General features: G+C 67.9%; 22 protein-coding genes. 14 read left to right on the plus strand and 8 right to left on the minus strand.

Annotated elements, in window-relative coordinates:
- Positions 1-574 precede the first annotated feature (574 nt).
- A complete protein-coding gene (locus A7D27_RS24305) occupies positions 575-1,015 on the plus strand; it encodes a CBS domain-containing protein (protein WP_069566368.1) in 441 nt (146 codons plus the stop codon).
- A 6-nt stretch (positions 1,016-1,021) separates the two neighbouring features.
- Here the strand turns inward: A7D27_RS24305 and A7D27_RS24310 are convergent, their stop codons facing one another.
- The 4 genes from A7D27_RS24310 to purE all read right to left on the minus strand — a co-directional run bounded on the left by A7D27_RS24310 (position 1,022) and on the right by purE (position 3,529).
- Positions 1,022-1,558, minus strand: coding sequence for a DUF3299 domain-containing protein (locus tag A7D27_RS24310; RefSeq protein ID WP_069566369.1), 537 nt, complete (start codon positions 1,556-1,558; stop codon positions 1,022-1,024).
- A gap of 65 nt (positions 1,559-1,623) precedes the next feature.
- Positions 1,624-1,869 carry a GlsB/YeaQ/YmgE family stress response membrane protein gene (locus A7D27_RS24315; protein ID WP_069562053.1) on the minus strand — a complete coding sequence of 82 codons (246 nt, stop codon included), beginning with the start codon at positions 1,867-1,869 and terminating at the stop codon, positions 1,624-1,626.
- An 82-nt stretch (positions 1,870-1,951) separates the two neighbouring features.
- Complete coding sequence (locus tag A7D27_RS24320) at positions 1,952-3,034, minus strand: 5-(carboxyamino)imidazole ribonucleotide synthase (RefSeq protein WP_069562054.1); 1,083 nt, start codon at positions 3,032-3,034, stop codon at positions 1,952-1,954.
- A gap of 3 nt (positions 3,035-3,037) precedes the next feature.
- The gene (gene purE, locus A7D27_RS24325) at positions 3,038-3,529 is read right to left on the minus strand and encodes a 5-(carboxyamino)imidazole ribonucleotide mutase (protein WP_069562055.1); all 492 of its coding nucleotides are present in this window, start codon (positions 3,527-3,529) and stop codon (positions 3,038-3,040) included.
- A 246-nt stretch (positions 3,530-3,775) separates the two neighbouring features.
- Here purE and adhP point away from each other — a divergent pair, with 246 nt between their 5' ends.
- On the plus strand, positions 3,776-4,798 hold the full coding sequence (adhP, locus tag A7D27_RS24330) for an alcohol dehydrogenase AdhP (protein WP_069562056.1): 1,023 nt from the start codon (positions 3,776-3,778) through the stop codon (positions 4,796-4,798).
- Positions 4,799-4,813: 15 nt separating this feature from the next.
- On the opposite strand, the gene A7D27_RS24335 is transcribed toward adhP, so the two are convergent.
- Positions 4,814-5,740 carry a LysR substrate-binding domain-containing protein gene (locus A7D27_RS24335; protein ID WP_069566370.1) on the minus strand — a complete coding sequence of 309 codons (927 nt, stop codon included), beginning with the start codon at positions 5,738-5,740 and terminating at the stop codon, positions 4,814-4,816.
- 180 nt (positions 5,741-5,920) lie between these two features.
- Between A7D27_RS24335 and aspA the strand changes: the two genes are divergently transcribed.
- The gene (gene aspA / locus A7D27_RS24340; RefSeq protein ID WP_069562058.1) at positions 5,921-7,345 is read left to right on the plus strand and encodes an aspartate ammonia-lyase; all 1,425 of its coding nucleotides are present in this window, start codon (positions 5,921-5,923) and stop codon (positions 7,343-7,345) included.
- Positions 7,346-7,940: 595 nt separating this feature from the next.
- Here the strand turns inward: aspA and A7D27_RS24345 are convergent.
- Positions 7,941-9,407 carry a PLP-dependent aminotransferase family protein gene (locus A7D27_RS24345; RefSeq protein ID WP_069566371.1) on the minus strand — a complete coding sequence of 489 codons (1,467 nt, stop codon included), beginning with the start codon at positions 9,405-9,407 and terminating at the stop codon, positions 7,941-7,943.
- Positions 9,408-9,503: 96 nt separating this feature from the next.
- Here A7D27_RS24345 and A7D27_RS24350 point away from each other — a divergent pair, with 96 nt between their 5' ends.
- The 4 genes from A7D27_RS24350 (at position 9,504) to A7D27_RS24365 (ending at position 11,754) form a co-directional block, all read left to right on the plus strand.
- Positions 9,504-10,136 (plus strand): FMN-binding negative transcriptional regulator, encoded by a 633-nt coding sequence (locus tag A7D27_RS24350; RefSeq protein ID WP_069566372.1) that lies wholly within the window; start codon positions 9,504-9,506, stop codon positions 10,134-10,136.
- A gap of 28 nt (positions 10,137-10,164) precedes the next feature.
- A complete protein-coding gene (locus tag A7D27_RS24355; RefSeq protein ID WP_069562061.1) occupies positions 10,165-10,608 on the plus strand; it encodes a GNAT family N-acetyltransferase in 444 nt (147 codons plus the stop codon).
- Positions 10,609-10,618: 10 nt separating this feature from the next.
- Positions 10,619-11,296: a GNAT family N-acetyltransferase gene (locus tag A7D27_RS24360; protein WP_069566373.1), complete on the plus strand. Its 678-nt coding sequence runs from the start codon at positions 10,619-10,621 to the stop codon at positions 11,294-11,296.
- Positions 11,297-11,373: 77 nt separating this feature from the next.
- A complete protein-coding gene (locus A7D27_RS24365) occupies positions 11,374-11,754 on the plus strand; it encodes a VOC family protein (RefSeq protein ID WP_069566374.1) in 381 nt (126 codons plus the stop codon).
- A 478-nt stretch (positions 11,755-12,232) separates the two neighbouring features.
- On the opposite strand, the gene A7D27_RS24370 is transcribed toward A7D27_RS24365, so the two are convergent.
- Together A7D27_RS24370 and A7D27_RS24375 are read right to left on the minus strand one after the other, a co-directional pair.
- Positions 12,233-12,934, minus strand: a complete 702-nt coding sequence (locus A7D27_RS24370; protein WP_069566375.1) for a hypothetical protein — start codon at positions 12,932-12,934, stop codon at positions 12,233-12,235.
- Positions 12,935-12,962: 28 nt separating this feature from the next.
- A complete protein-coding gene (locus A7D27_RS24375) occupies positions 12,963-13,781 on the minus strand; it encodes a helix-turn-helix transcriptional regulator (RefSeq protein WP_069562065.1) in 819 nt (272 codons plus the stop codon).
- A gap of 180 nt (positions 13,782-13,961) precedes the next feature.
- Between A7D27_RS24375 and A7D27_RS24380 the strand changes: the two genes are divergently transcribed.
- The 7 genes from A7D27_RS24380 (at position 13,962) to A7D27_RS24410 (ending at position 20,184) form a co-directional block, all read left to right on the plus strand.
- The gene (locus tag A7D27_RS24380) at positions 13,962-15,407 is read left to right on the plus strand and encodes a sodium:alanine symporter family protein (RefSeq protein ID WP_069566376.1); all 1,446 of its coding nucleotides are present in this window, start codon (positions 13,962-13,964) and stop codon (positions 15,405-15,407) included.
- Between the two features lie 159 nt (positions 15,408-15,566).
- Positions 15,567-16,556 (plus strand): asparaginase, encoded by a 990-nt coding sequence (locus A7D27_RS24385; protein WP_069566377.1) that lies wholly within the window; start codon positions 15,567-15,569, stop codon positions 16,554-16,556.
- A 221-nt stretch (positions 16,557-16,777) separates the two neighbouring features.
- A complete protein-coding gene (locus A7D27_RS24390) occupies positions 16,778-18,271 on the plus strand; it encodes an acetyl-CoA hydrolase/transferase family protein (protein WP_044403440.1) in 1,494 nt (497 codons plus the stop codon).
- A gap of 312 nt (positions 18,272-18,583) precedes the next feature.
- Positions 18,584-18,799 carry a DUF1127 domain-containing protein gene (locus A7D27_RS24395; RefSeq protein ID WP_069562069.1) on the plus strand — a complete coding sequence of 72 codons (216 nt, stop codon included), beginning with the start codon at positions 18,584-18,586 and terminating at the stop codon, positions 18,797-18,799.
- A gap of 233 nt (positions 18,800-19,032) precedes the next feature.
- Positions 19,033-19,242, plus strand: a complete 210-nt coding sequence (locus tag A7D27_RS24400) for a DUF1127 domain-containing protein (RefSeq protein ID WP_069566378.1) — start codon at positions 19,033-19,035, stop codon at positions 19,240-19,242.
- Positions 19,243-19,373: 131 nt separating this feature from the next.
- Entirely contained in the window at positions 19,374-19,691 is a 318-nt protein-coding gene (locus tag A7D27_RS24405) for a DUF2388 domain-containing protein (RefSeq protein WP_069566379.1), read from the plus strand.
- 172 nt (positions 19,692-19,863) lie between these two features.
- On the plus strand, positions 19,864-20,184 hold the full coding sequence (locus tag A7D27_RS24410) for a DUF2388 domain-containing protein (protein WP_069566380.1): 321 nt from the start codon (positions 19,864-19,866) through the stop codon (positions 20,182-20,184).
- Positions 20,185-20,188 lie beyond the last annotated feature (4 nt).

The following is a 20,188-nucleotide window of genomic DNA, read 5'->3' on the forward strand; positions in this document are numbered from 1 at the left end:
ACGGGTGCCGGTAACTGCGTAGGGTGGATAACGCTCTTTTTATCCACCAACCGAACTCACACCCGACACCGAAGCCTCCCGCTGTGGCATCTACACCTACCAGCCGTAGCCCGGGCTTCAGCCCGGGGACTTGGAGCCGCATATCCCTGGGCTGAAGCCCAGGCTACGGGAGCAGCACAGGCGTAGGGTGGGCTTCAGCCCACCATCCGGGCCCGCCGCAGCACCGCCGGTGGATCGGTGAAGCGCGGTGCCGGACATTGCGTAGGGTGGATAACGCTCTTTTTATCCACCGACCGGACTCCCCCCGATACCGAAGCCCCCTGTGGATCTACACCCGCCAGCCCCGAGCCCGGTAGCCCGGGCTTCAGCCCGGGGACCTGGAGCCGAACATCCCTGGGCTGAAGCCCAGGCTACGAGAGCTGCGGAAGCGCGATCCACCCGGTGCGGCTGTTCCTGCATCTGCCCGGCTCATGAATTTCTCAATGGTCATCATGAAAATTCCTACTTGGCCGCCGCACCGGCTGCGGGTGCATCCTGCGCTTCCAGTCAGCGCCATCCCCAGGGAGGAGAAGCCATGAAAACCGTCGCCCAGATGCTTCACGCCAAGCCTCGCCAACAGGTCCACACCATCGAGGCCGATGCCCCGATGCTCGAGGCCCTGCGCCTGATGGCGGAACAGAACATCGGCGCCCTGCCGGTCACCGAAGGCAGTCGCCTGGTAGGCATCGTCAGCGAGCGTGACTACGCCCGGCGCGGCGTGCTCCAGGGGCGTTCCTCGGTGGCGACGCCGGTGCGCGAGTTCATGACCGAGCCGGTGTTCACCGTCCACGCCCGGCAGAGCATCCGCGAATGCATGTCGCTGATGACCGACCGCCACATGCGTCACCTGCCGGTGGTGGAAGACGGCCAGCTGATCGGCCTGCTGTCCATCGGCGACCTGGTGAAGGAAGCCATGGCCGAGCAGGACAACCTGATCCAGCACCTGGAGCAGTACATCCGCGGCGAAGTGGCCTGAGGCCCGTCAGAGGTCCTCGTCCTGCACCACCCGCACCTCGCCGGCGTCCATCGCATAGGCGGCGTCGGCCAGGTCGTTGCTGACCGGCTCCACCTTGAGCGTGCCGCTCACCCAGAGCGGGGTGTAGATGTCGTCCAGGGCGATGCCCTTGGGGAAGCGCACCAGCACGATCTGGTTCGGCGGCGGCGGTGGTACGTGGATGCAGGCGCCCGGGTAGGGCACGAGGAAGAACAGCGTGTTGTGCCCCTTGGCATCGGTCTCCAGCGGCACCGGGTAGCCTCCGAGGCGGATCTTCCTGCCGTTGAGCGTGGCCACTGTCTTCGCCGAATACATCACCGCCGGCAGGTCCTTGTCCTGCTGCTTCAACCCGCCCTTGTTGGTGAAGGTGCCTTCGCCTTCGGGGGTGTTGTGGCTGATGTCCGGCATCTCTTCCAGGGCCTTGCGGTCCTCCGGGGGCATCAGCTCCAGCCAGTCGGTCTCGGGGAGCTGGGCGTGGGCCAGGGCGCTGCACAGCAGCAGGGGAAGCAGCAGGGTACGGCGCATGGGGCGGGCTCGCGGGCGGGAAACAGGCGCTAAGACTAGCCGCGCCCGTTCCCGGTTCCCAGCCCTCAGCCTTTCTTGATGGCGCTGTAGATCATCAGCAGGACGATGGCGCCCACCACCGCACCGATGAAGCCCGCTCCCTGCCCGGCGCGGTAGATGCCCAGCGCCTGGCCGCCGTAGGTGGCGGCGATGGAACCGCCGATGCCCAGCAGGATGGTCCAGATCCAGCCCATGCTGTCGTCGCCCGGTTTGAGGAAGCGTGCGACCAGGCCGACGATCAGGCCGATGAAAAGCGTTCCGATGAGCCCCATGGCAGTCACTCCTGAATCCTGAATGAAAAAGGGCGTGTCCGTGGACACGCCCTTGATCAGACAGCAGCGCAGCGGCAGGGGTTCAGCCGGCGATCAGCGCCTCGACCTCGGCGATGCGCGCCTTCAGGGTCGGCAGGTCGGCGCTGCGCAGGGTGGCGTGGCCGACCTTGCGCCCAGCCTTGAAGGCCTTGCCGTAGTGGTGCAGGTGGCAGTCGCCGACGGCGATCACCTTCTCCACCGGCGGCACGTCGCCGATGAAGTTGAGCATGGCGCTCTCGCCCACCTTGGCGGTGGAACCCAGTGGCAGGCCGGCGACGGCGCGCAGGTGGTTCTCGAACTGGCTGCACTCGGCGCCTTCGATGGTCCAGTGGCCGGAGTTGTGCACGCGCGGGGCGATCTCGTTGGCCTTCAGGCCGCCGTCCACTTCGAAGAATTCGAAGGCCAGCACACCGACGTAGTCCAGCTCGCGCAGCACACGGCCGACGTAGTCCTCGGCCAGGGCCTGCAGCGGGTGGTCGGTGCTGGCGATGGACAGGCGCAGGATGCCGTTCTCGTGGGTGTTGTGCACCAGCGGGTAGAAGCGCGTCTCGCCGTCACGGGCGCGCACCGCCACCAGGGACACTTCGCCGGTGAAGGGCACGAAGCCTTCGAGGATGCAGGGCACGCTGCCCAGCTCGGCAAAGGCGCCGGCCACGTCCGCCGGGCTGCGCAGGACCTTCTGGCCCTTGCCGTCGTAGCCCAGGGTGCGGGTCTTCATCACCGCCGGCAGGCCGATGGCGGCCACGGCGGCGTCCAGGTCCGCCTGGGACTGGATGTCGGCGAACTCGGGGGTGGGGATACCCAGGTCCTTGAACATCGACTTCTCGAACCAGCGGTCACGGGCGATGCGCAGGGCATTGGCCGAGGGGTAGACCGGCACGAACTGGGAGAGGAAGGCCACGGTCTCGGCCGGCACGCTCTCGAACTCGAAGGTCACCAGGTCCACTTCGTCGGCCAACTGGCGCAGGTGGTACTGGTCGCCGTAGTCGGCGCGTATGTGCTCGCCGAGCGCCTGGGCGCAGGCGTCGGGAGCCGGGTCGAGGAAGGCGAAGTCCATGCCCAGCGGGGTGCCCGCCAGGGCCATCATGCGGCCGAGCTGGCCGCCGCCGATCACGCCGATCTTCATGGGTCAGGCCTCGCGCGGGTCCGGGTTGTCGAGCACCGAGCGAGTCTGCTCGTCGCGGAAGGCCTTCAGCGCCGCGTGGTACTGCGGGTGCTGGTGGCCGAGGATGCTGGCGGCCAGCAGGGCGGCGTTGACCGCGCCGGCCTTGCCGATGGCCAGGGTGGCGACCGGGATGCCCGCCGGCATCTGCACGATGGAGAGCAGCGAGTCGACGCCCGAGAGCATGGACGACTGCACCGGCACACCGAGCACCGGCAGGTGGGTCTTGGCCGCGCACATGCCCGGCAGGTGGGCGGCACCACCGGCACCGGCGATGATCACCTGGATGCCACGGGCCTCGGCCTCTTCGGCGTACTGGAACAGCAGGTCCGGAGTGCGGTGGGCGGAGACCACCTTCACTTCATAGGGGATGCCCAGCTTGTCCAGCATCTCGGCGGTGTGGCTGAGGGTGCTCCAATCGGACTTGGAGCCCATGATCACGCCTACCAGTGCGCTCATCGTCGTACCTCATCAAGGGTCGAAAACCAACAAGCCACGCTCAAGGGCGTGGCTTGTCTGCGATGTGGGCCGGCGTGCGCTGCCGGCCGAAGGCCGCGCAGTATACCGCAAAGGCGGGCGCGGTAATCACCCGCCTCGACCGTCCGTCATGCGGTGCCCGCCAAGGGCCGGAACCTTGTCCCAGCGCAAGGTTTGTCACGCTCGGCGCGGCACACTCCCAGGCTCCACAGCCAGGAGGTGAACGCCATGAACCAGACCATGAAAGCCGCCGTCGTCCATGCCTTCGGCGAACCGTTGCGGATCGAGGAAGTGAAGGTGCCGCTGCCCGGCCCCGGCCAGATCCTGGTGAAGATCGAGGCCTCCGGCGTCTGCCACACCGACCTCCACGCCGCCGAGGGCGACTGGCCGGTGAAGCCCGCCCTGCCCTTCATCCCCGGCCATGAAGGCGTCGGCTACGTCGCCGCCGTCGGCAGCGGCGTCACCCGCGTCCGCGAAGGCGACCGGGTCGGCGTGCCCTGGCTGTACACCGCCTGCGGCTGCTGCGAACACTGCCTGACCGGCTGGGAAACCCTCTGCGAAGGCCAGCAGAACACCGGCTACTCGGTGAACGGTGGCTACGCCGAATACGTGCTGGCCGACCCGAACTACGTCGGGCTGCTGCCCAAGGACGTCGAGTTCGACGAGATCGCACCGATCCTCTGCGCCGGTGTCACCGTCTATAAAGGCCTCAAGGTCACCGGCGCCCGCCCCGGCCAGTGGGTGGCCATTTCCGGCATCGGCGGCCTCGGCCACGTGGCCGTGCAGTACGCCCGCGCCATGGGCCTGCACGTGGCCGCCATCGACGTCGACGACGCCAAGCTCGACCTGGCCCGCAAGCTCGGCGCCAGCCTGACCATCAACGCCCGCAACGAAAACCCCGCCGAGGTAATCCAGCGCGACATCGGCGGCGCCCACGGCGTGCTGGTCACCGCCGTGTCCAACAGCGCCTTCGGCCAGGCCATCGGCATGGCCCGTCGCGGCGGCACCGTGGCCCTGGTGGGCCTGCCCCCGGGCGACTTCCCCACGCCGATCTTCGACGTGGTGCTCAAGGCCATCAGCATCACCGGCTCCATCGTCGGCACCCGTGCCGACCTGCAGGAAGCGCTGGACTTCGCCGGCGAAGGCCTGGTGAAGGCCACCATCCACAAGGACTCGATGGACAACATCAACGGCATCTTCGACCAGATGCGCGCCGGCAAGATCGAAGGCCGCATCGTCATCAACCCCTGACCCGCCGGGGCCGGCTCAGCCGGCCCCTCCTCCTTCCAGCGTCGCCCCCAGCCCGCCCTCCAGCTTGCGCCACAGCAGGCGGATGGCCGCCTTGCGCACCAGCGCACAGCGGTACAGGCGGATCTCCAGCGGCACGTGCCAGTGCGGCCCGCCGCACACCACCAGGTCCCCCCGCGCCAGCGCCGCCTCGGCACTGAAGCGCGGCACCCAGGCCACGCCCAGGCCCTGCAACGCCATGCTCTTGAGGCTGTCGGCCATCGCCGTCTCGTACACCGTGGTGGAACGCAGGGCCCGCTGGCGCAACAGCAGGTTCACCGAACGCCCGAGGAAAGCCCCGGCGCTGTAGGCCAGCAGGGGCACGCTCTGCCCGCTGTCCAGCTCGTAGAGCGGCCTGCCCTCGGCATCCACCGCGCACACCGGCAGCATCTCGGTGCGCCCCAGGCTCATGGACGGGAACAGTTCCGGGTCCATCTGCAGCGCCGCGTCCGGGTCATAGAAGGCCAGGATCAGGTCGCAGCCCCCCTCCCTCAGCGAGTGCACCGCCTCCCCCACGTTGGTGGCGATCAGGCGACTGGAGATGTTCAGCCCCTCGGCCCGCAACCGGGCGATCCACTGCGGGAAGAAACCCAGCGCCAGGGAGTGGGCCGCGGCGAACTGCAACACCTCGCCCTGCTGGCCCTCCAGATGGTGCAGGCGGCGCACCACCTCCCCCAGTTGCTCCACCAGGCTGCGCGCGGTGACCAGAAACAGCTGACCCGAGTCGGTCAGCTCGATCGGCGTGCGCGAGCGGTTCACCAGGGTCAGCCCCAACGCCGCCTCCAGGCTGCGGATGCGCCGGCTGAACGCCGGCTGGGTGACGAAGCGCCGCTCGGCGGCCTGGGAGAAGCTGCGGGTGTTGGCCAGGGCGACGAAGTCCTCCAGCCATTTGGTTTCCAGGTTCATGGGGCCTTCCAGGGAATGCTCGATTTTGGTGCACACGCTTGCCAGCGAAGCGGCGTCACACCTGCATTATGCCGATTGTGCATAGGGCAGCGAATAACAGCATTGGTCTAAAAATGCCTGGAGCCTTAGATTAGCGGGCATCGCGGCACTAGCCGTGTTCTTCCAGAGATGAATCGCATCATGTCCGCTGCTGCATCCTTCCGCGTCGAAAAAGACCTGCTCGGCACCCTCGAAGTTTCCGCCGATGCCTATTACGGCATCCAGACCCTGCGCGCCGTGCAGAACTTCCGCCTTTCCGGAGTGCCCCTGTCGCACTACCCGAAACTGGTCGTCGCCCTGGCCATGGTCAAGCAGGCCGCCGCCGACGCCAACAAGCAGCTCGGCCACCTGCCGGCCGACAAGCACGCCGCGATCACCGAGGCCTGCGCCCGCCTGATCCGTGGCGAGTACCACGACCAGTTCGTGGTGGACATGATCCAGGGCGGTGCCGGCACCTCCACCAACATGAACGCCAACGAGGTCATCGCCAACATCGGCCTCGAAGCGATGGGCAAGCAGAAGGGCGAGTACAAGTACCTTCACCCGAACAACGACGTGAACATGGCGCAGTCCACCAACGACGCCTACCCCACCGCCATCCGCCTCGGCCTCCTGCTGGGCCACGACGCCCTGCTGGCCAGCCTCGACAGCCTGATCCAGGCCATCGCCGCCAAGGGTGAAGAGTTCGCCCATGTGCTGAAGATGGGCCGCACCCAGCTGCAGGACGCCGTGCCCATGACCCTGGGCCAGGAATTCCACGCCTTCGCCACCACCCTGGGCGAGGACCTGGACCGCCTGCGTCGCCTGGCACCCGAGCTGCTGACCGAAGTGAACCTGGGCGGCACCGCCATCGGCACCGGCATCAACGCCGACCCCGGCTACCAGAAGCTGGCCGTCGAGCGCCTGGCCGAAATCAGCGGCCAGCCGCTGAAGCCCGCCGCCGACCTGATCGAAGCCACCTCCGACATGGGCGCCTTCGTGCTGTTCTCCGGCATGCTCAAGCGCACCGCAGTCAAGCTGTCGAAGATCTGCAACGACCTGCGCCTGCTCTCCAGCGGCCCGCGCACCGGCATCAACGAGATCAACCTGCCGGCGCGCCAGCCGGGCAGTTCGATCATGCCCGGCAAGGTCAACCCGGTGATCCCGGAAGCGGTCAACCAGGTCGCCTTCGAAGTGATCGGCAACGACCTGGCCCTGACCCTCGCCGCCGAAGGCGGCCAGTTGCAGTTGAACGTGATGGAGCCGCTGATCGCCTACAAGATCTTCGACTCGATCCGCCTGCTCCAGCGCGCCATGGACATGCTCCGCGAGCACTGCATCGTCGGCATCACCGCCAACGAAGAGCACTGCCGCCGCCTGATGGAGAACTCCATCGGCCTGATCACCGCGCTCAACCCCTACATCGGCTACGAGAACTCCACCCGTATCGCCAAGGAGGCCCTGATCAGCGGCCGCGGCGTACTGGAACTGGTTCGCGAAGAGAAGCTGCTGGACGACTCCATGCTGGCGGACATCCTCCGCCCGGAAAACATGATCGCCCCGCGCCTCGTACCGCTGAAGGCCTGAGCCTTACCGTCTCACCAGGAGGGGCGTAGCCCCTCATTCCAGAGGATGGTCGTCTGACCATCCTTTTTTTTGCCTGTGGAAAAGTGCCCCACCCTGCCAGCCGTAGCCCGGGCTTCAGCCCGGGAATTTGGAGCCGAACATCCCTGGGCTGAAGCCCAGGCTACGGGAGCTGCCTCGTAGGGTGGGCTTCAGCCCACCATCCGGGCCCACCGCAACACCGCTGGTGGATCGGTGAAGCGCGATCCCCCCTACGGGTGCCGATCATTGCGTAGGGTGGATAACACTCTTTTTATCCACCGACCGGACTCACACCCGACACCAAAGCCTCCCCCTGCGGCATCTGCACCCGCCAGCCGTAGCCCGGGCTTCAGCCCGGGGACTTGGAGCCGCACATCCCTGGGCTGAAGCCCAGGCTACGGGAGCGGCCCAGGCGTAGGGTGGGCTTCAGCCCACCATCGGAACCCGCCGCAACACCGCTGGTGGATCGGTGAAGCGCGATCCCCCCACGGGTGCCGGTCATTGCGTAGGGTGGATAACGCCCTTTTTATCCACCAACCGGACTCACAGCCGACACCGAAGCCTTCCCCTGTGGCATCTACACCCGCCAGGCCCGGCGCAACACCCGCACCGCCTCGGCGATCTCCGGCTCGGGCACGGCGGCGAAGCCCAGCACCAGCCCGGCACGGTTATCCACAGGCTCGTCGCTGTCCTCCAGCCAGTAGCTGCTCAACCCGTTCATCTCCACCCCCGCCGCCCGCGCGGCGCCCAGCAGGGCCTGCTCCCGCGCCAGGCTGTCGACCCGTATGCACAGGTGCAGCCCCGCTTCCACCGCCGGCATCGGTGCACAACCGGGAATCGCCGCCGGCCAGTCCCGCAGCAAGGCATCGCGACGCGCCCGGGCGGCCTGGCGCATGCGCCGGACGTGGCGCTGGAAGTGCCCGGCGGCGATGAACTCCGCCATCACCGCCTGGGCGCCGATCTCCGAATGGCGCATGTCCAGGGCCAGCCGCCGGGCGAAGGGCTGAGCCAGGGCCGGCGGCAGCACCAGGTAGCCCAGGCGCAGGGCCGGGAAGGCGATCTTGCAGAAGGTTCCGACGTAGAGCACCCGCCCCTGCCGGTCCAGCGAGGCCAGGGGTGCCAGCGGCACCCCGCTGTAGCGGTACTCGCCGTCGTAGTCGTCCTCGATGATCCAGCCGCCCTCGCGCTCGGCCCACTCCAGCAGCTCCAGGCGCCGCGCCAGGGACAGCGTCACCCCCGTCGGGTACTGGTGGGACGGCGTCAGGTACACCAGCCGGCAGTTATCCACAGCTGGCAGCGCCGCGCAGACCAGCCCCTCGTTGTCCACAGGCACCCCCACCACCTGCGCACCGGCCACCGAAAAGGCGTGGCCCGCCGCGCGATAGCCGGGGTTTTCCACAGCCACCCGGTCCCCCGGCTGCACCAGCAACTGTGCACAGAGGCTGATGGCCTGCTGCGCACCACAGGTGATCACCACCTGCTCCGCATCGCAGGCCAGGCCCCGGCTGCTGCGCAGGTAGGCCGCCACCAGCTCGCGCAGGACGCGGTCGCCCGCCGGGTCGCCATAGCCCAGGCGCGCCAGCGACGGCTTGCGCCAGAAGCGCGCCGACAGTCGTGCCCAGGTCTCGAAGGGAAACAGGTCGAAGGCCGGCACGCCGATGCGAAAGGCCCGGGGCGCACGCTCCGGCGAAGCCGGCAGGTGATGCCGCTCCAGTCGCTCCAGGGCCACGCTCGGCGCCGGCCCGGGTGGTTCGGGCAGGGCCACCGGCGGGCTTGTGGATAACTCCACCACGTAGGTGCCGTCGCCCACCCGCCCCTCCACGTAGCCCTCGGCGTAGAGCTGGTCGAAGGCGCGGGTCACGGTGTTGCGGGAGATGCCCAGCAGCGCCGCCAGGTCGCGACTGGCGGGCAAGCGCGTGCGGCTGCCCAGGCGCCCGTCGAGGATGCGTTCGCGCAACGCCTCGTAGAGCTGCCGGGACAGCCCCCGCGCTGGGTCCAGGCGGATACCGGAGAGGTCGACAGGCAAGGGTGGCGTGGCGGTCATGGCGGCCTCGATTGGCTCTATGAAAGTGGCAGTGAATGGATCTTACACAAGGCCAATTCCCTGCCTAGCATGAAGCCATCGCCGAGGAGACCGACCATGTACTGCCCCGCCGCCTTCCGCCAGGACGACCTGGCCCAGCTCCACACCCAGATCGACGCCAGCGGCCTCGCGCTGCTCACCAGCGCCGGCCCCCAGGGCCTGCAGGCGAGCCACCTGCCGCTGCTGCTGGCCCCCGGCGAAGGCGAGTTCGGCACCCTCTACGGCCACTTCGCCCGGGCCAACCCGCACTGGCGCGACCTGGCCGCCGGCAGCGAAACCCTGGTGGTGTTCAGCGGGCCGGACGCCTACGTCCACCCCGGCTGGTACCCGGGCAAGGCCGAGCACGGCAAGGCGGTGCCCACCTGGAACTACATCGCCGTACACGCCTGGGGCCAGGCCGAGGTGTTCGACGACCCCGGCCGCCTGCTGGCCCTGGTGCGCCAGCTCAGTGACCGCCACGAAGCGCGCCAGGCCCGCCCCTGGTCCGTGGACGAAGCCCCGGCCGACTACCTGGCCAGCATGCTGCGCGCCATCGTCGGCTTCGCCCTGCCGATCCGCCGCCTGGAAGGCAAGTGGAAGCTCGGCCAGAACCGCTCCGCTGCCGACCAGGCCGGTGTCCGCGCCGGCCTGGAGGCCTCTGCCGACCCGCGCGACCAGGCCCTGGCGGCCCGGTTGCAGCCCACTTCCTGATCCTCAACCGAGCCCACAAGGACGCCCCATGAGCCTCGATATCCGCCCCGTCACCGCTGATGACCACGCCGCCTGGCTGCCCCTCTGGCAGGGCTACCAGCGCTTCTACAAGACCGAGATCCCCGAAGCCACCAGCGCCGTCACCTGGCAGCGCTTCCTCGACCCGGCCGAACCCATGCACGCCGCCCTCGCCTGGCAGGACGGCCGCGCCGTCGGAATGGTGCACTGCATCGACCACCGCAGTTGCTGGACGGTGGGCAACTACTGCTACCTGCAGGACCTATTCGTTGCCGAGGGCCTGCGCGGCGCCGGCATCGGCCGCGCGCTGATCGAATACGTCTACGCCCGCACCGGGGCCGCCGGCGGCTCGCGGGTGCACTGGCTGACCCACGCGACCAACACCGACGCCATGCAGCTCTACGACCGCATCGCCGACCGTTCCGGCTTCGTCCAGTACCGCAAAGTCCTGTGAGGACCGCCCCATGACCGACCTCAGCCACTGGCAACCCCGCCCCACCCCCGACCACCGCGCCCTGCCCGGGCGCTTCGTGCGCCTGGAAGCCCTCGACCCGGCGCGCCATGGCGACGACCTCTGGCACGCCCTGCAAGGGCCTGGCCACGACCCGGCGCTGTGGAACTACCTGCCCTACGGCCCCTTCCCCGAGCGCGCGCCCTTCGACACCTGGCTCGCCGGCCACGCCGCCAGCCGCGACCCGCTGTTCTACGCCGTCGTCGACCTGGCCAGCGGCCGCGTCAGCGGCCTGCTCAGCTACCTGCGCATCGCCCCGAAGGACGGCGCCATCGAGATCGGCCACATCGCCTTCGGCCAGGCCATGCAGCGCTCGCCGGCCTCTACCGAAACGGTCTGGCTGCTGGCCCGCCACGCCTTCGACGACCTCGGCTACCGCCGCCTGGAATGGAAGTGCAACGCCGCCAACGCCCGCTCCATGCGCGCTGCCGAACGCCTGGGGTTCCGCTACGAAGGGCTGTTCCGCCAGCACATGGTCATCAAGGGCCAGAACCGCGACACCGCCTGGTTCTCCATCATCGACGGCGAATGGCCCGCCGTGCGCGGCGCCTTCGAAGCCTGGCTGGCTGTGGATAACTTCGACGGCGAAGGCCGCCAGCGCCGCCGGCTGGAGGACGTGCGAGGGGCATAGCCCGCTACTTCGGCTCAACACTCACTATCAGGGACTCCGCCACGCTAACGTATGGCACCTCACGACAAGGACATCCCATGCTGCACAGCATCGAGTTGAAAACCTTTGTCCCGGCACGGGACTTTCTCCTCAGCCAGGATTTCTACAAGGCCCTGGGCTTCAAACCGGGCTGGTCGGATGATCAGCTCGCCTACTTCAGTCACGGTGAACACTGCGCGTTCCTGCTCCAGAACTTCTACATAAAGGAACAGGCCGAGAATTTCGTCATGCATCTGTTGGTAGAAGAAGTCGATGCCTGGTGGGAACAGATCAACGGCGCACGCCTGGATGAGTGCTTCGGTACACGCCTGATCCCTCCGCAAGACCAGCCCTGGGGCATGCGCGAGTTCAAGGTGTTTGATCCCAGCGGCGTGCTCTGGCGCATCAGCCAGAACATCGAGCCGCCTCGCCAGCCCTGAGCAGGCACTGCCGGACGCGATCCCCTCGATAGAGCGCCGCAGGATGCGCTGAGGCCATGAAGCGCATCACGTCGCGGCCAAATGACGGCACCCCGGATGGCCTTGGCGCTCGGATCGATGGGCTTCGCTGCGCTCAGCGCCATCCTACGGGGGCCGATTGAGGCGTTCGGCACCCACCGTCGGTGGATCGGTAAAGCGCGATCCCCCCTACGTCTCCGGTTGGTTCTTGGGCGAACCGTAGGATGCGCTGAGGCCACGAAGCGCATCACGTCGCGGCCAAATGACGGCACCCCGGATGGCCTTGGCGCTCGGATCGATGGGCTTCGCTGCGCTCAGCGCCATCCTACGGGGGCCGATTGAGGCGTTCGGCACCACACCCGACGTCTCCCGTTGGCCCTCGGGCGAACCGCAGGATGCGCTGAGGCCACGAAGCGCATCACGTCGCGGCCAGGCGGTGGCACGGCGTGTGGTGCGGGGGTCAATTGACCCGGCAGGCGCCTTCGGAGAGGCGTTCCAGGAAGCGGTCGCGCAGGCGGCTTTCGCCGTCGAACTCGGCGGCCGGCGGGCCTTTATGGGCGGGGTCGGTGAAGGACAGGTTCACCAGCAGGCGGTAGACCTGGTAGCGCTCGCGCACCGGGCGTGAGCCGGGGCAATCGTGAAAATAGTCGGTGCGGGTCACCTGCTCGCGCCGGCAGTTCTGGTCGTCGAGGCGGTCGCCGTAGCGCTCGGTGCCCTTGAGGTAGCGCTTGCCGTCGCAGTTGAGGACGCTCACGGTGCGGGTGCAGTAGCCCGGTGCGGTGCAGGACTCCTGGCGATCGCGCTCGGTCTGCAGTTCGCGCTCCTCGCGCCAGCGGGCCTTGATGTCGTAGTTCAGCCCGGCCTCGCGGCCGTCGATGAAGAACGAGCGCTTGCCGTAGGCGCTGCGCGGCACGTCGATGCTGACGTCGTCGCGTTCGTCCTTCAGGCGCAGGGTGCCGAAGAGGCTCGGCGTAGGGCTGAATTCCAGCTCCTTGTGGCCCTGGTGCAGGGTGGCCTCGTCGTTCAGGCGCAGCACCTGGCTGTCGCGGGTGAACAGGTAGCCCTTGCCCTTGACGCCGCCGCCGCAGCCGGCGAGCAGGAGTCCGGCGAACAGCAGCACGAGGGCACGGGCGAGGGAGCGGGGGTGACGGAGAACGTCCATGGTCGGGGGGTTCCTTGAAGCGGGTGGGTCAGTCGATTTCGAACAGGTTGTTCTGCAGCGGCCCGACCTGCAGGCGGCGGCGGATGTCCTCGTCGATGCGCGGGTCGTCCGGGCGATAGAGCATCACCTGGCGGTAGGCGCTGACGCGGTTGATCTCCGGCCCCAGGTATTCCCACACCACGCGGGTGCAGGCGGGGTTGCGCCGGTCGCCGCTGGAGACGCCGGTCTTGAGGCCGTTGAGGCGGGTGATGCGGCTCTTGAAGCTGGGGATGAGGATGGTCTGGCTCATCTCGTTGAGGGTGAGCGACTCGAAGTCGGCGAGGAACAGCCGGTCCTGCAACTGGAACGCCGCACCGAGGTAGCGGCAGCGCACCCAGTCCTCGGCCTCGACGTTGGACGAGCTGGAGCGCTCCTGGCGTTCCTGGCGCTCGAACAGGAAGGTGCCGCGCTCCTCCCACAGGTGCACCAGCGACAGCAGGATGGTGCCGGGCACCGACATGCAGTTGGAGTATTCGAAGTAGTAGCCGCAGTAGCGCGACAGGTCGCCGGCGTGCTCGCGCAGGGGGCGCAGCATCTGCATCAGCGGGTCGTCGCTGGGGGCGGCGCTGTCGTGGGGGCGGCGGGCGCCGATCAGGCGGGCGAACTGCTCCGGTGGCAGGCCCAGTTCGTAGTCCTCGACGCCGAAGAAATCACCGATGCGCTTGAGGTTGTACGCCGTCGGCGCGCTCTGCCCGCTGAGGTACTTGTTGAACTGCGCGCGGTTGATCGACAGCTTGCGGCAAACCTCCGAGATAGAGCGGTAGTGGCTGCACAGCAACTTCAGGTTGGCACCCAGATTGTTCGACAATTGCCGGCCCTCCAACTGACGCGAGCGGCGCGATTATAGCGTCAACTCGCAACAAGTGGTTACAGGCTGCGAAATTGCCCAGCCGAGGCCCTTCCTCAAACATGCCCACCTTTCCAGGCGCAGCGCCGTCATTACCCGCTGCCGCTCCCAACAACAACAAACTGGATCAGGTGAAACGCCATGCTCGATCTGCTCAATGACTTCCTGTGGGGCAAACTGCTGATCGTGGTCCTCGTGGGCCTCGGACTCTTCTTCACCATTGCCTCGCGCTTCGTCCAGCTGCGCTACTTCGGCGACATGTTCCGCATCTTCGGCCAGGCGCTGCAGCGCAAGGAAGGCCAGCTCAGTTCGTTCCAGGCCCTGATGCTTTCCGTAGCCGGCCGTGTCGGCGCCGGCAACATCGCCGGTGTGGCCGTGGCCATCATGCTCGGCGGCCCGGGCGCAGTGTTCTGGATGTGGGTGGTGGCCCTGCTGGGCATGGCGACCAGCTACTTCGAGTGCTCCCTCGCGCAGCTGTACAAGCGCCGCGAAGCGGACGGCACCTACCGTGGCGGCCCGGCCTTCTACATCCTCCACGGCCTCGGCCAGCGCTGGCTGGCGGTGATCTTCTCGTTCCTGCTGCTGGTGACCTTCGGCTTCGGCTTCAACGCCGTGCAGTCCTTCACCGTGGCCACCTCGCTGCATGACACCTTCGGCCTGCCCACCTGGATCAGCGGCATCGCCCTGGTCGGCGTGATCGGCCTGATCGTCTTCGGCGGCATCAAGCGCATCGCCGGCATGGCTGACGTGCTGGTTCCGGTGATGGCCGGCGGCTACATCCTCATGGCCCTGGTGATCATCGGCATGAACCTGTCCGAGGTTCCGGCCACCCTGGCCCTGATCGTCAAGAGCGCCTTCGGCCTCGAGCCGGCCTTCGCCGGTGGCGTCGGTGCAGCCATCATCATGGGTGTGAAGCGCGGCCTGTTCTCCAACGAAGCCGGCCTGGGCAGTGCGCCCAACGTGGCGGCCGTTGCCGAGGTCAAGCACCCCGCAGCCCAGGGCATCGTGCAGTCCCTCAGCGTGTTCATCGACACCCTGCTGATCTGCACCAGCACCGCGCTGATCATCCTGCTCTCCGGCGTCTACCAGCCGGGCAGCGAAATGGCCGGTGTGGTCCTCACCCAGGCGGCCCTGGCGGCCGAAGTGGGCGGGTGGGGCCGCATCTTCGTGAGCATGGCGCTGCTGCTCTTCGTCTTCACCACCCTGGTCTACAACTACTACCTGGGTGAGAACGCCCTGAGCTTCTTCAGCTCCAAGCGCGCCCTGCTGATCGTCTACCGCGCGCTGGTCATGGCGCTGGTGCTGTGGGGTTCCATGCAGGACCTGTCCACCGTGTTCGGCTTCGCCGACGTCACCATGGGCCTGCTGGCCGTGGTCAACCTGGTGGCCATCACCCTGCTGTTCAAGGTCGGCATGCGCCTGATGCGTGACTACGACGCCCAGGTCAAGGCCGGCATCGACACCCCGGTGTTCGACGCCAGCAAGTTCGCCGACCTGGACCTGGACCGCGCCGCCTGGCCGACCCGCCCGGCCAGCGAAGCGGCCCCGCAACAGGCCCCTGCCGGCCTGGCGGAAAGCCACCGCTAAGCACACACCTCGCGTCACCGGATGCCGCTTCTCCGCCCTGCGGGGAAGCGGCATCTTCGTATCAGGCACAGATTTTTCTGGTGGGATCGGCTCGCGTTCGCGGCCGGATTCAGCGTTATGCTGGCCCACCGTTTTATCCCCGAGGGAACAGGACACGGCATGAGCGCAGTCAAGAACCTCTTCGTCCTCTATACCGGCGGCACCATCGGCATGCTGCAGAGCGCCCAGGGCCTGGCCCCGGCCGGCGGCTTCGAGGCGCGCATGCGCGAGCACCTGGCGAGCCAGCCCACTGCGCCGGTCCTGGACTTCACCTTCGCCGAGATGCTGCCCCTGCTGGACAGCGCCAACATGACCCAGGCCCAGTGGCTGGCCATGCGCGACGTCATCGTCGATGCGGTGCGCGAAGGCGGGCACGACGCCGTGCTGCTGCTGCATGGCACCGACACCCTGGCCTACAGCGCCGCGGCCCTGAGCTTCCAACTGCTCGGCCTGGGCGTGCCGGTGGTGCTCACCGGCTCCATGCTGCCGGCCGGTGCCGAGGGCAGCGACGCCTGGCCCAACCTGTGCGGCGCCCTGGCGGCCCTCGCGGCTGGCGTGGCGCCCGGCGTGCACCTGTGGTTCAACGGTGCGCTGATGCACGGTGCCCGGGTCAGCAAGCTGTACAGCGAGGCGCTGGATGCCTTCACCGTGTTGCCGCGCCCGCGCCACGGCGAGCACGCCCCGGTGCCTGCCGAGCTGGGCTTCGCCGTCCGTCGGCAGCCGGTCAACCTGGCGGTGGTGCCGCTGTTCCCCGGCCTGCAGGCCGCTCATCTGCGGGCCTTGCTGGGCAGCGGCGTGCAGGGCCTGCTGCTGGAGTGCTACGGCAGCGGCACCGGCCCGTCGGACAACGCCGAGCTGCTGCAGGTGCTGCGCGAGGCGCGCCAGCGCGGCGTGGTGCTGGCGGCCATCAGCCAGTGCCCGGCCGGGCATGTGGAGTTCGGTGTCTACGCCGCCGGCAGCCAACTGGCCGCCAGTGGCCTGGTGTCGGCCGGCGGCATGACCCGCGAGGCCGCCCTGGCCAAGCTGTTCGCCCTGATTGGCGCCGGCCTGGACGCCGAGGCGACGGAACGCTGGTTCGCCCTGGACCTGTGCGGCGAACGCGCCGAGTAACCCCCGCAGGGGCCTGCCAGGGCCCCTCACCATGCCCCGCGCGGCCGTCTGCGCCGCGCCAATCCGCCGCATTCAAAAACGCCGCCCGAACCACCACCATGACGCGCGCAAAGGCCCCGTCCAGAGCGGCCTGTTCGACCTTGGTATAGAAGTCGCCCCGCGCCGCAGCCCCTAGACTGCGCGCCTTCCTCCCCCACCCTGAAGCCCTGAGGTTTTCCTCCATGTACCCTGATCGCGTACGCCTGCCCTCGTTGTTGGACAAGGTCATGAGTGCGGCCGAGGCCGCGGCCCTGATCGAAGACGGCATGACCGTCGGCATGAGCGGCTTCACCCGCGCCGGTGAAGCCAAGGCCGTGCCTCGCGCCCTGGCCGAGCGTGCCAAGGCCTCGCCGCTGCGCATCACCCTGATGACCGGCGCCAGCCTGGGCAACGACCTCGACAAGCAGCTCACCGAGGCCGGCGTACTGGCGCGGCGCATGCCGTTCCAGGTGGACAGCACCCTGCGCAAGGCGATCAACGACGGCAGCGTGATGTTCATCGACCAGCACCTGTCGGAAACCGTCGAGCAACTGCGCAACCACCAGCTCAAGCTGCCGGACATCGCCGTGATCGAAGCCACCGCCATCACCGAGCAGGGCCACATCGTGCCGACCACCTCGGTGGGCAACTCGGCCAGCTTCGCCATCTTCGCCAAGCGGGTGATCGTGGAGATCAACCTCTCTCACCACACCAACCTGGAAGGGCTGCACGACATCTACATCCCGACCTACCGCCCGACCCGCACGCCGATCCCGCTGACCCGCGTGGACGACCGCATCGGCAGCACCGCGATCCCGATCGACCCGGCGAAGATCGCCGGCATCGTCTTCACCAACCAGCCCGACTCGCTGTCCACCGTGCTGCCGCCGGACCACGAGACCCAGGCCATCGCCGACCACCTGATCGCCTTCTTCGGCCGTGAAGTGGCCGACGGCCGCATGAGCAACAACCTCGGCCCGCTGCAGGCCGGCATCGGCAGCATCGCCAACGCGGTGATGTGCGGCCTGATCGACTCGCCCTTCCAGGACCTCACCATGTATTCCGAGGTGCTGCAGGACTCCACCTTCGACCTGATCGACGCCGGCAAGCTGCGCTTCGCCTCGGGCAGCTCCATCACCCTCTCCGCGCGCCGCAACGCCGACGTGTTCGGCAACCTGGAGCGCTACAAGGACAAGCTGGTGCTGCGCCCGCAGGAGATCTCCAACCACCCCGAAGTGGTGCGGCGCCTGGGCATCATCGGCATCAACACCGCCCTGGAGTTCGACATCTACGGCAACGTCAACTCCACCCACGTCGGCGGCACCAGGATGATGAACGGCATCGGCGGCTCGGGTGACTTCGCCCGCAACGCTCACCTGGCGATCTTCGTCACCAAGTCCATCGCCAAGGGCGGTGCCATCTCCAGCGTGGTGCCCATGGTCAGCCACGTGGACCACACCGAGCACGACGTCGACATCCTCGTCACCGAACAGGGCCTGGCGGACCTGCGCGGCCTGGCCCCGCGCGAGCGCGCACGGGTCATCATCGACAACTGCGTGCATCCGGATTATCGTCCGGCGCTCGATGCGTACTTCAGCGCCGCCTGCGCCAAGGGCGGGCACACCCCGCACCTGCTTCGCGAGGCCATGGCCTGGCACATCAACCTGGAAGAAACCGGCCGCATGCTGGCCAGTTGAGCCCCTTCCGAATGGCCTTCTACCTGACAAACAGGTCAAAAAACTGCATCAGGTAAAAGGCCAACTGTACTGCTCCAAACCCCTGCCAAAAGTTACTTCCTCAGAGGAAAATCCGGTTTCCCGTTGAATGCCGAGGGTTTCAACGGGTGACCGGTACAGCTAACTAAAATTTTACCAATACAGTTAGTTAGCTTGCTTTCTAGTAGCCCTACAATTTTCGGTAGCTGTGACTACTGAGTCGGCTGTTCCGGCTAGAAAATAGCCACCAGACAACCCCTCTAGCCCCGCCACAAGCGGGAAGGAAGCACCGCCATGGAACGTACCCTCAGTTCCGACCTGATCTTCAACTCCCACGAGTCGAGCGCCAAAGCCTCCTGGCCGCTGCGCGTCATCTCCACCCTGCTGCTGTGGCAGCGCCGCATCGCCAGCCGTCGTCAACTGGCCATGCTGGACGCCCGCCTGCTGGCCGACGCCGGCATCAGCGAAGCGCAGCGTGAAATGGAGCTGAACAAGCCCTTCTGGCGTTGAGCCAGCGCGGCGCAAGCCGCACCGCAGTACCGACAGAACCCGCCGCTCAGCCGGCGGGTTTTCGTTTTTACGGCCCCGGGAAACCGGACGCTGGTACAGATGTGCCGGATACGGGCGTAACAGTTCGCGAATATCCACACCTGGACCCGTACAATTCCACCCCGCTGTGCCTGCCCACGCTCCCCCCACCGCGCGACCATGGACTGCCCCACCTCAACAGGGAAGCCACCACCATGGAACGCCACCTCCACGCCCGCCCCGCCCCACTGCCGCCCACACCGAGTGCGCCGCTGTTCCTGCGCCTGTACGCCCGCGTCGTCGAGTGGCAGCGCAACGCCCGGACCCGCAGCCAGTTGGCCCAGCTCAACGCCCAGCAACTGGCCGACATCGGCCTCAGCGAAAGCGACCGGCGCGTCGAGTTGGACAAGCCGTTCTGGCGCTGAGGCGCGCCCCGGCGGTCATCTGCTCTGCCGCTGCGCTGGGCCCTGTGCGAAAATCGGCGCCGCCCCGCTCCGGGGCATCGTGTCGATGGGACGCCCCGAGGGGCGTCCCCCTGCCGTACAGGAGTTTCCCCATGCCCTCGTTCCGCCTGCTCGGTGCCGCTGCGCTCCTGGCCTTCTCCAGCGCCACGTTCGCCTCCAGCCTTGCCGTGACCACCGACTCCCTGGCCGGCGCCCTCAGCGCCAGCGCCGACGCCACTTCGGACGCCTCCTCCTCCCTGCGCGACAGCAAGCTGGTACGCGCCGCCCGTGACGACGCTGCCAGCTTCGTCGCCAGCGAAGGCGCCATTCGCGGTGCCCGCCTGGAAGCCGCCCTGGTACACATCCGCACCCAGGCCCCGCAACTGCAGGCCAGCGACCTGCAACTGGCCGAAGCCATCCTCGCCCTCTGAGGCACCCGATCGGCGCCACCCGGTTCACAGCCGCGACAGCAGGCTATGGCCGCGCCTGGCGCCTTTCGCTAGCCTTTGCGCCCGCCGCGCCGGTGCCGCTGCGCTCGCGCTGAACCGGGCGGCCGCCTTGACGTCCAATGACCCGTACAGTTTTCACCTCCGGAGACCCTCCATGCGTCGCACGCTGATCGTCGCTGCCACCGCCCTCACCCTGTTCACCGGCATCGCCCAGGCCCAGACCCTGGTCGCCACCAGCAACATCGTCGTCCGTGCACTGGGCCGCAGCATCGACTTCACCTCCGACACCACCACCTCCATCCGCGACATGAAGGTGATCCGCGAGGCCCGCGACGACGCTGCCAGCTTCGTCGCCAGCAAAGGCGCCATCCGTGGCGTGCAGCTCGAAGCCGCCTTCGACACCCTGCGCACCCGCCTGCCGGAAGCCCGCGAGGCCAGCGACGAAGCCCTCGCCCAGGCCATCCTCGCCCTCTGAAGCG

This window comes from Pseudomonas sp. 1D4 (assembly GCF_001728925.1).
GTDB classification, from domain to species: Bacteria; Pseudomonadota; Gammaproteobacteria; order Pseudomonadales; family Pseudomonadaceae; genus Metapseudomonas; species Metapseudomonas otitidis.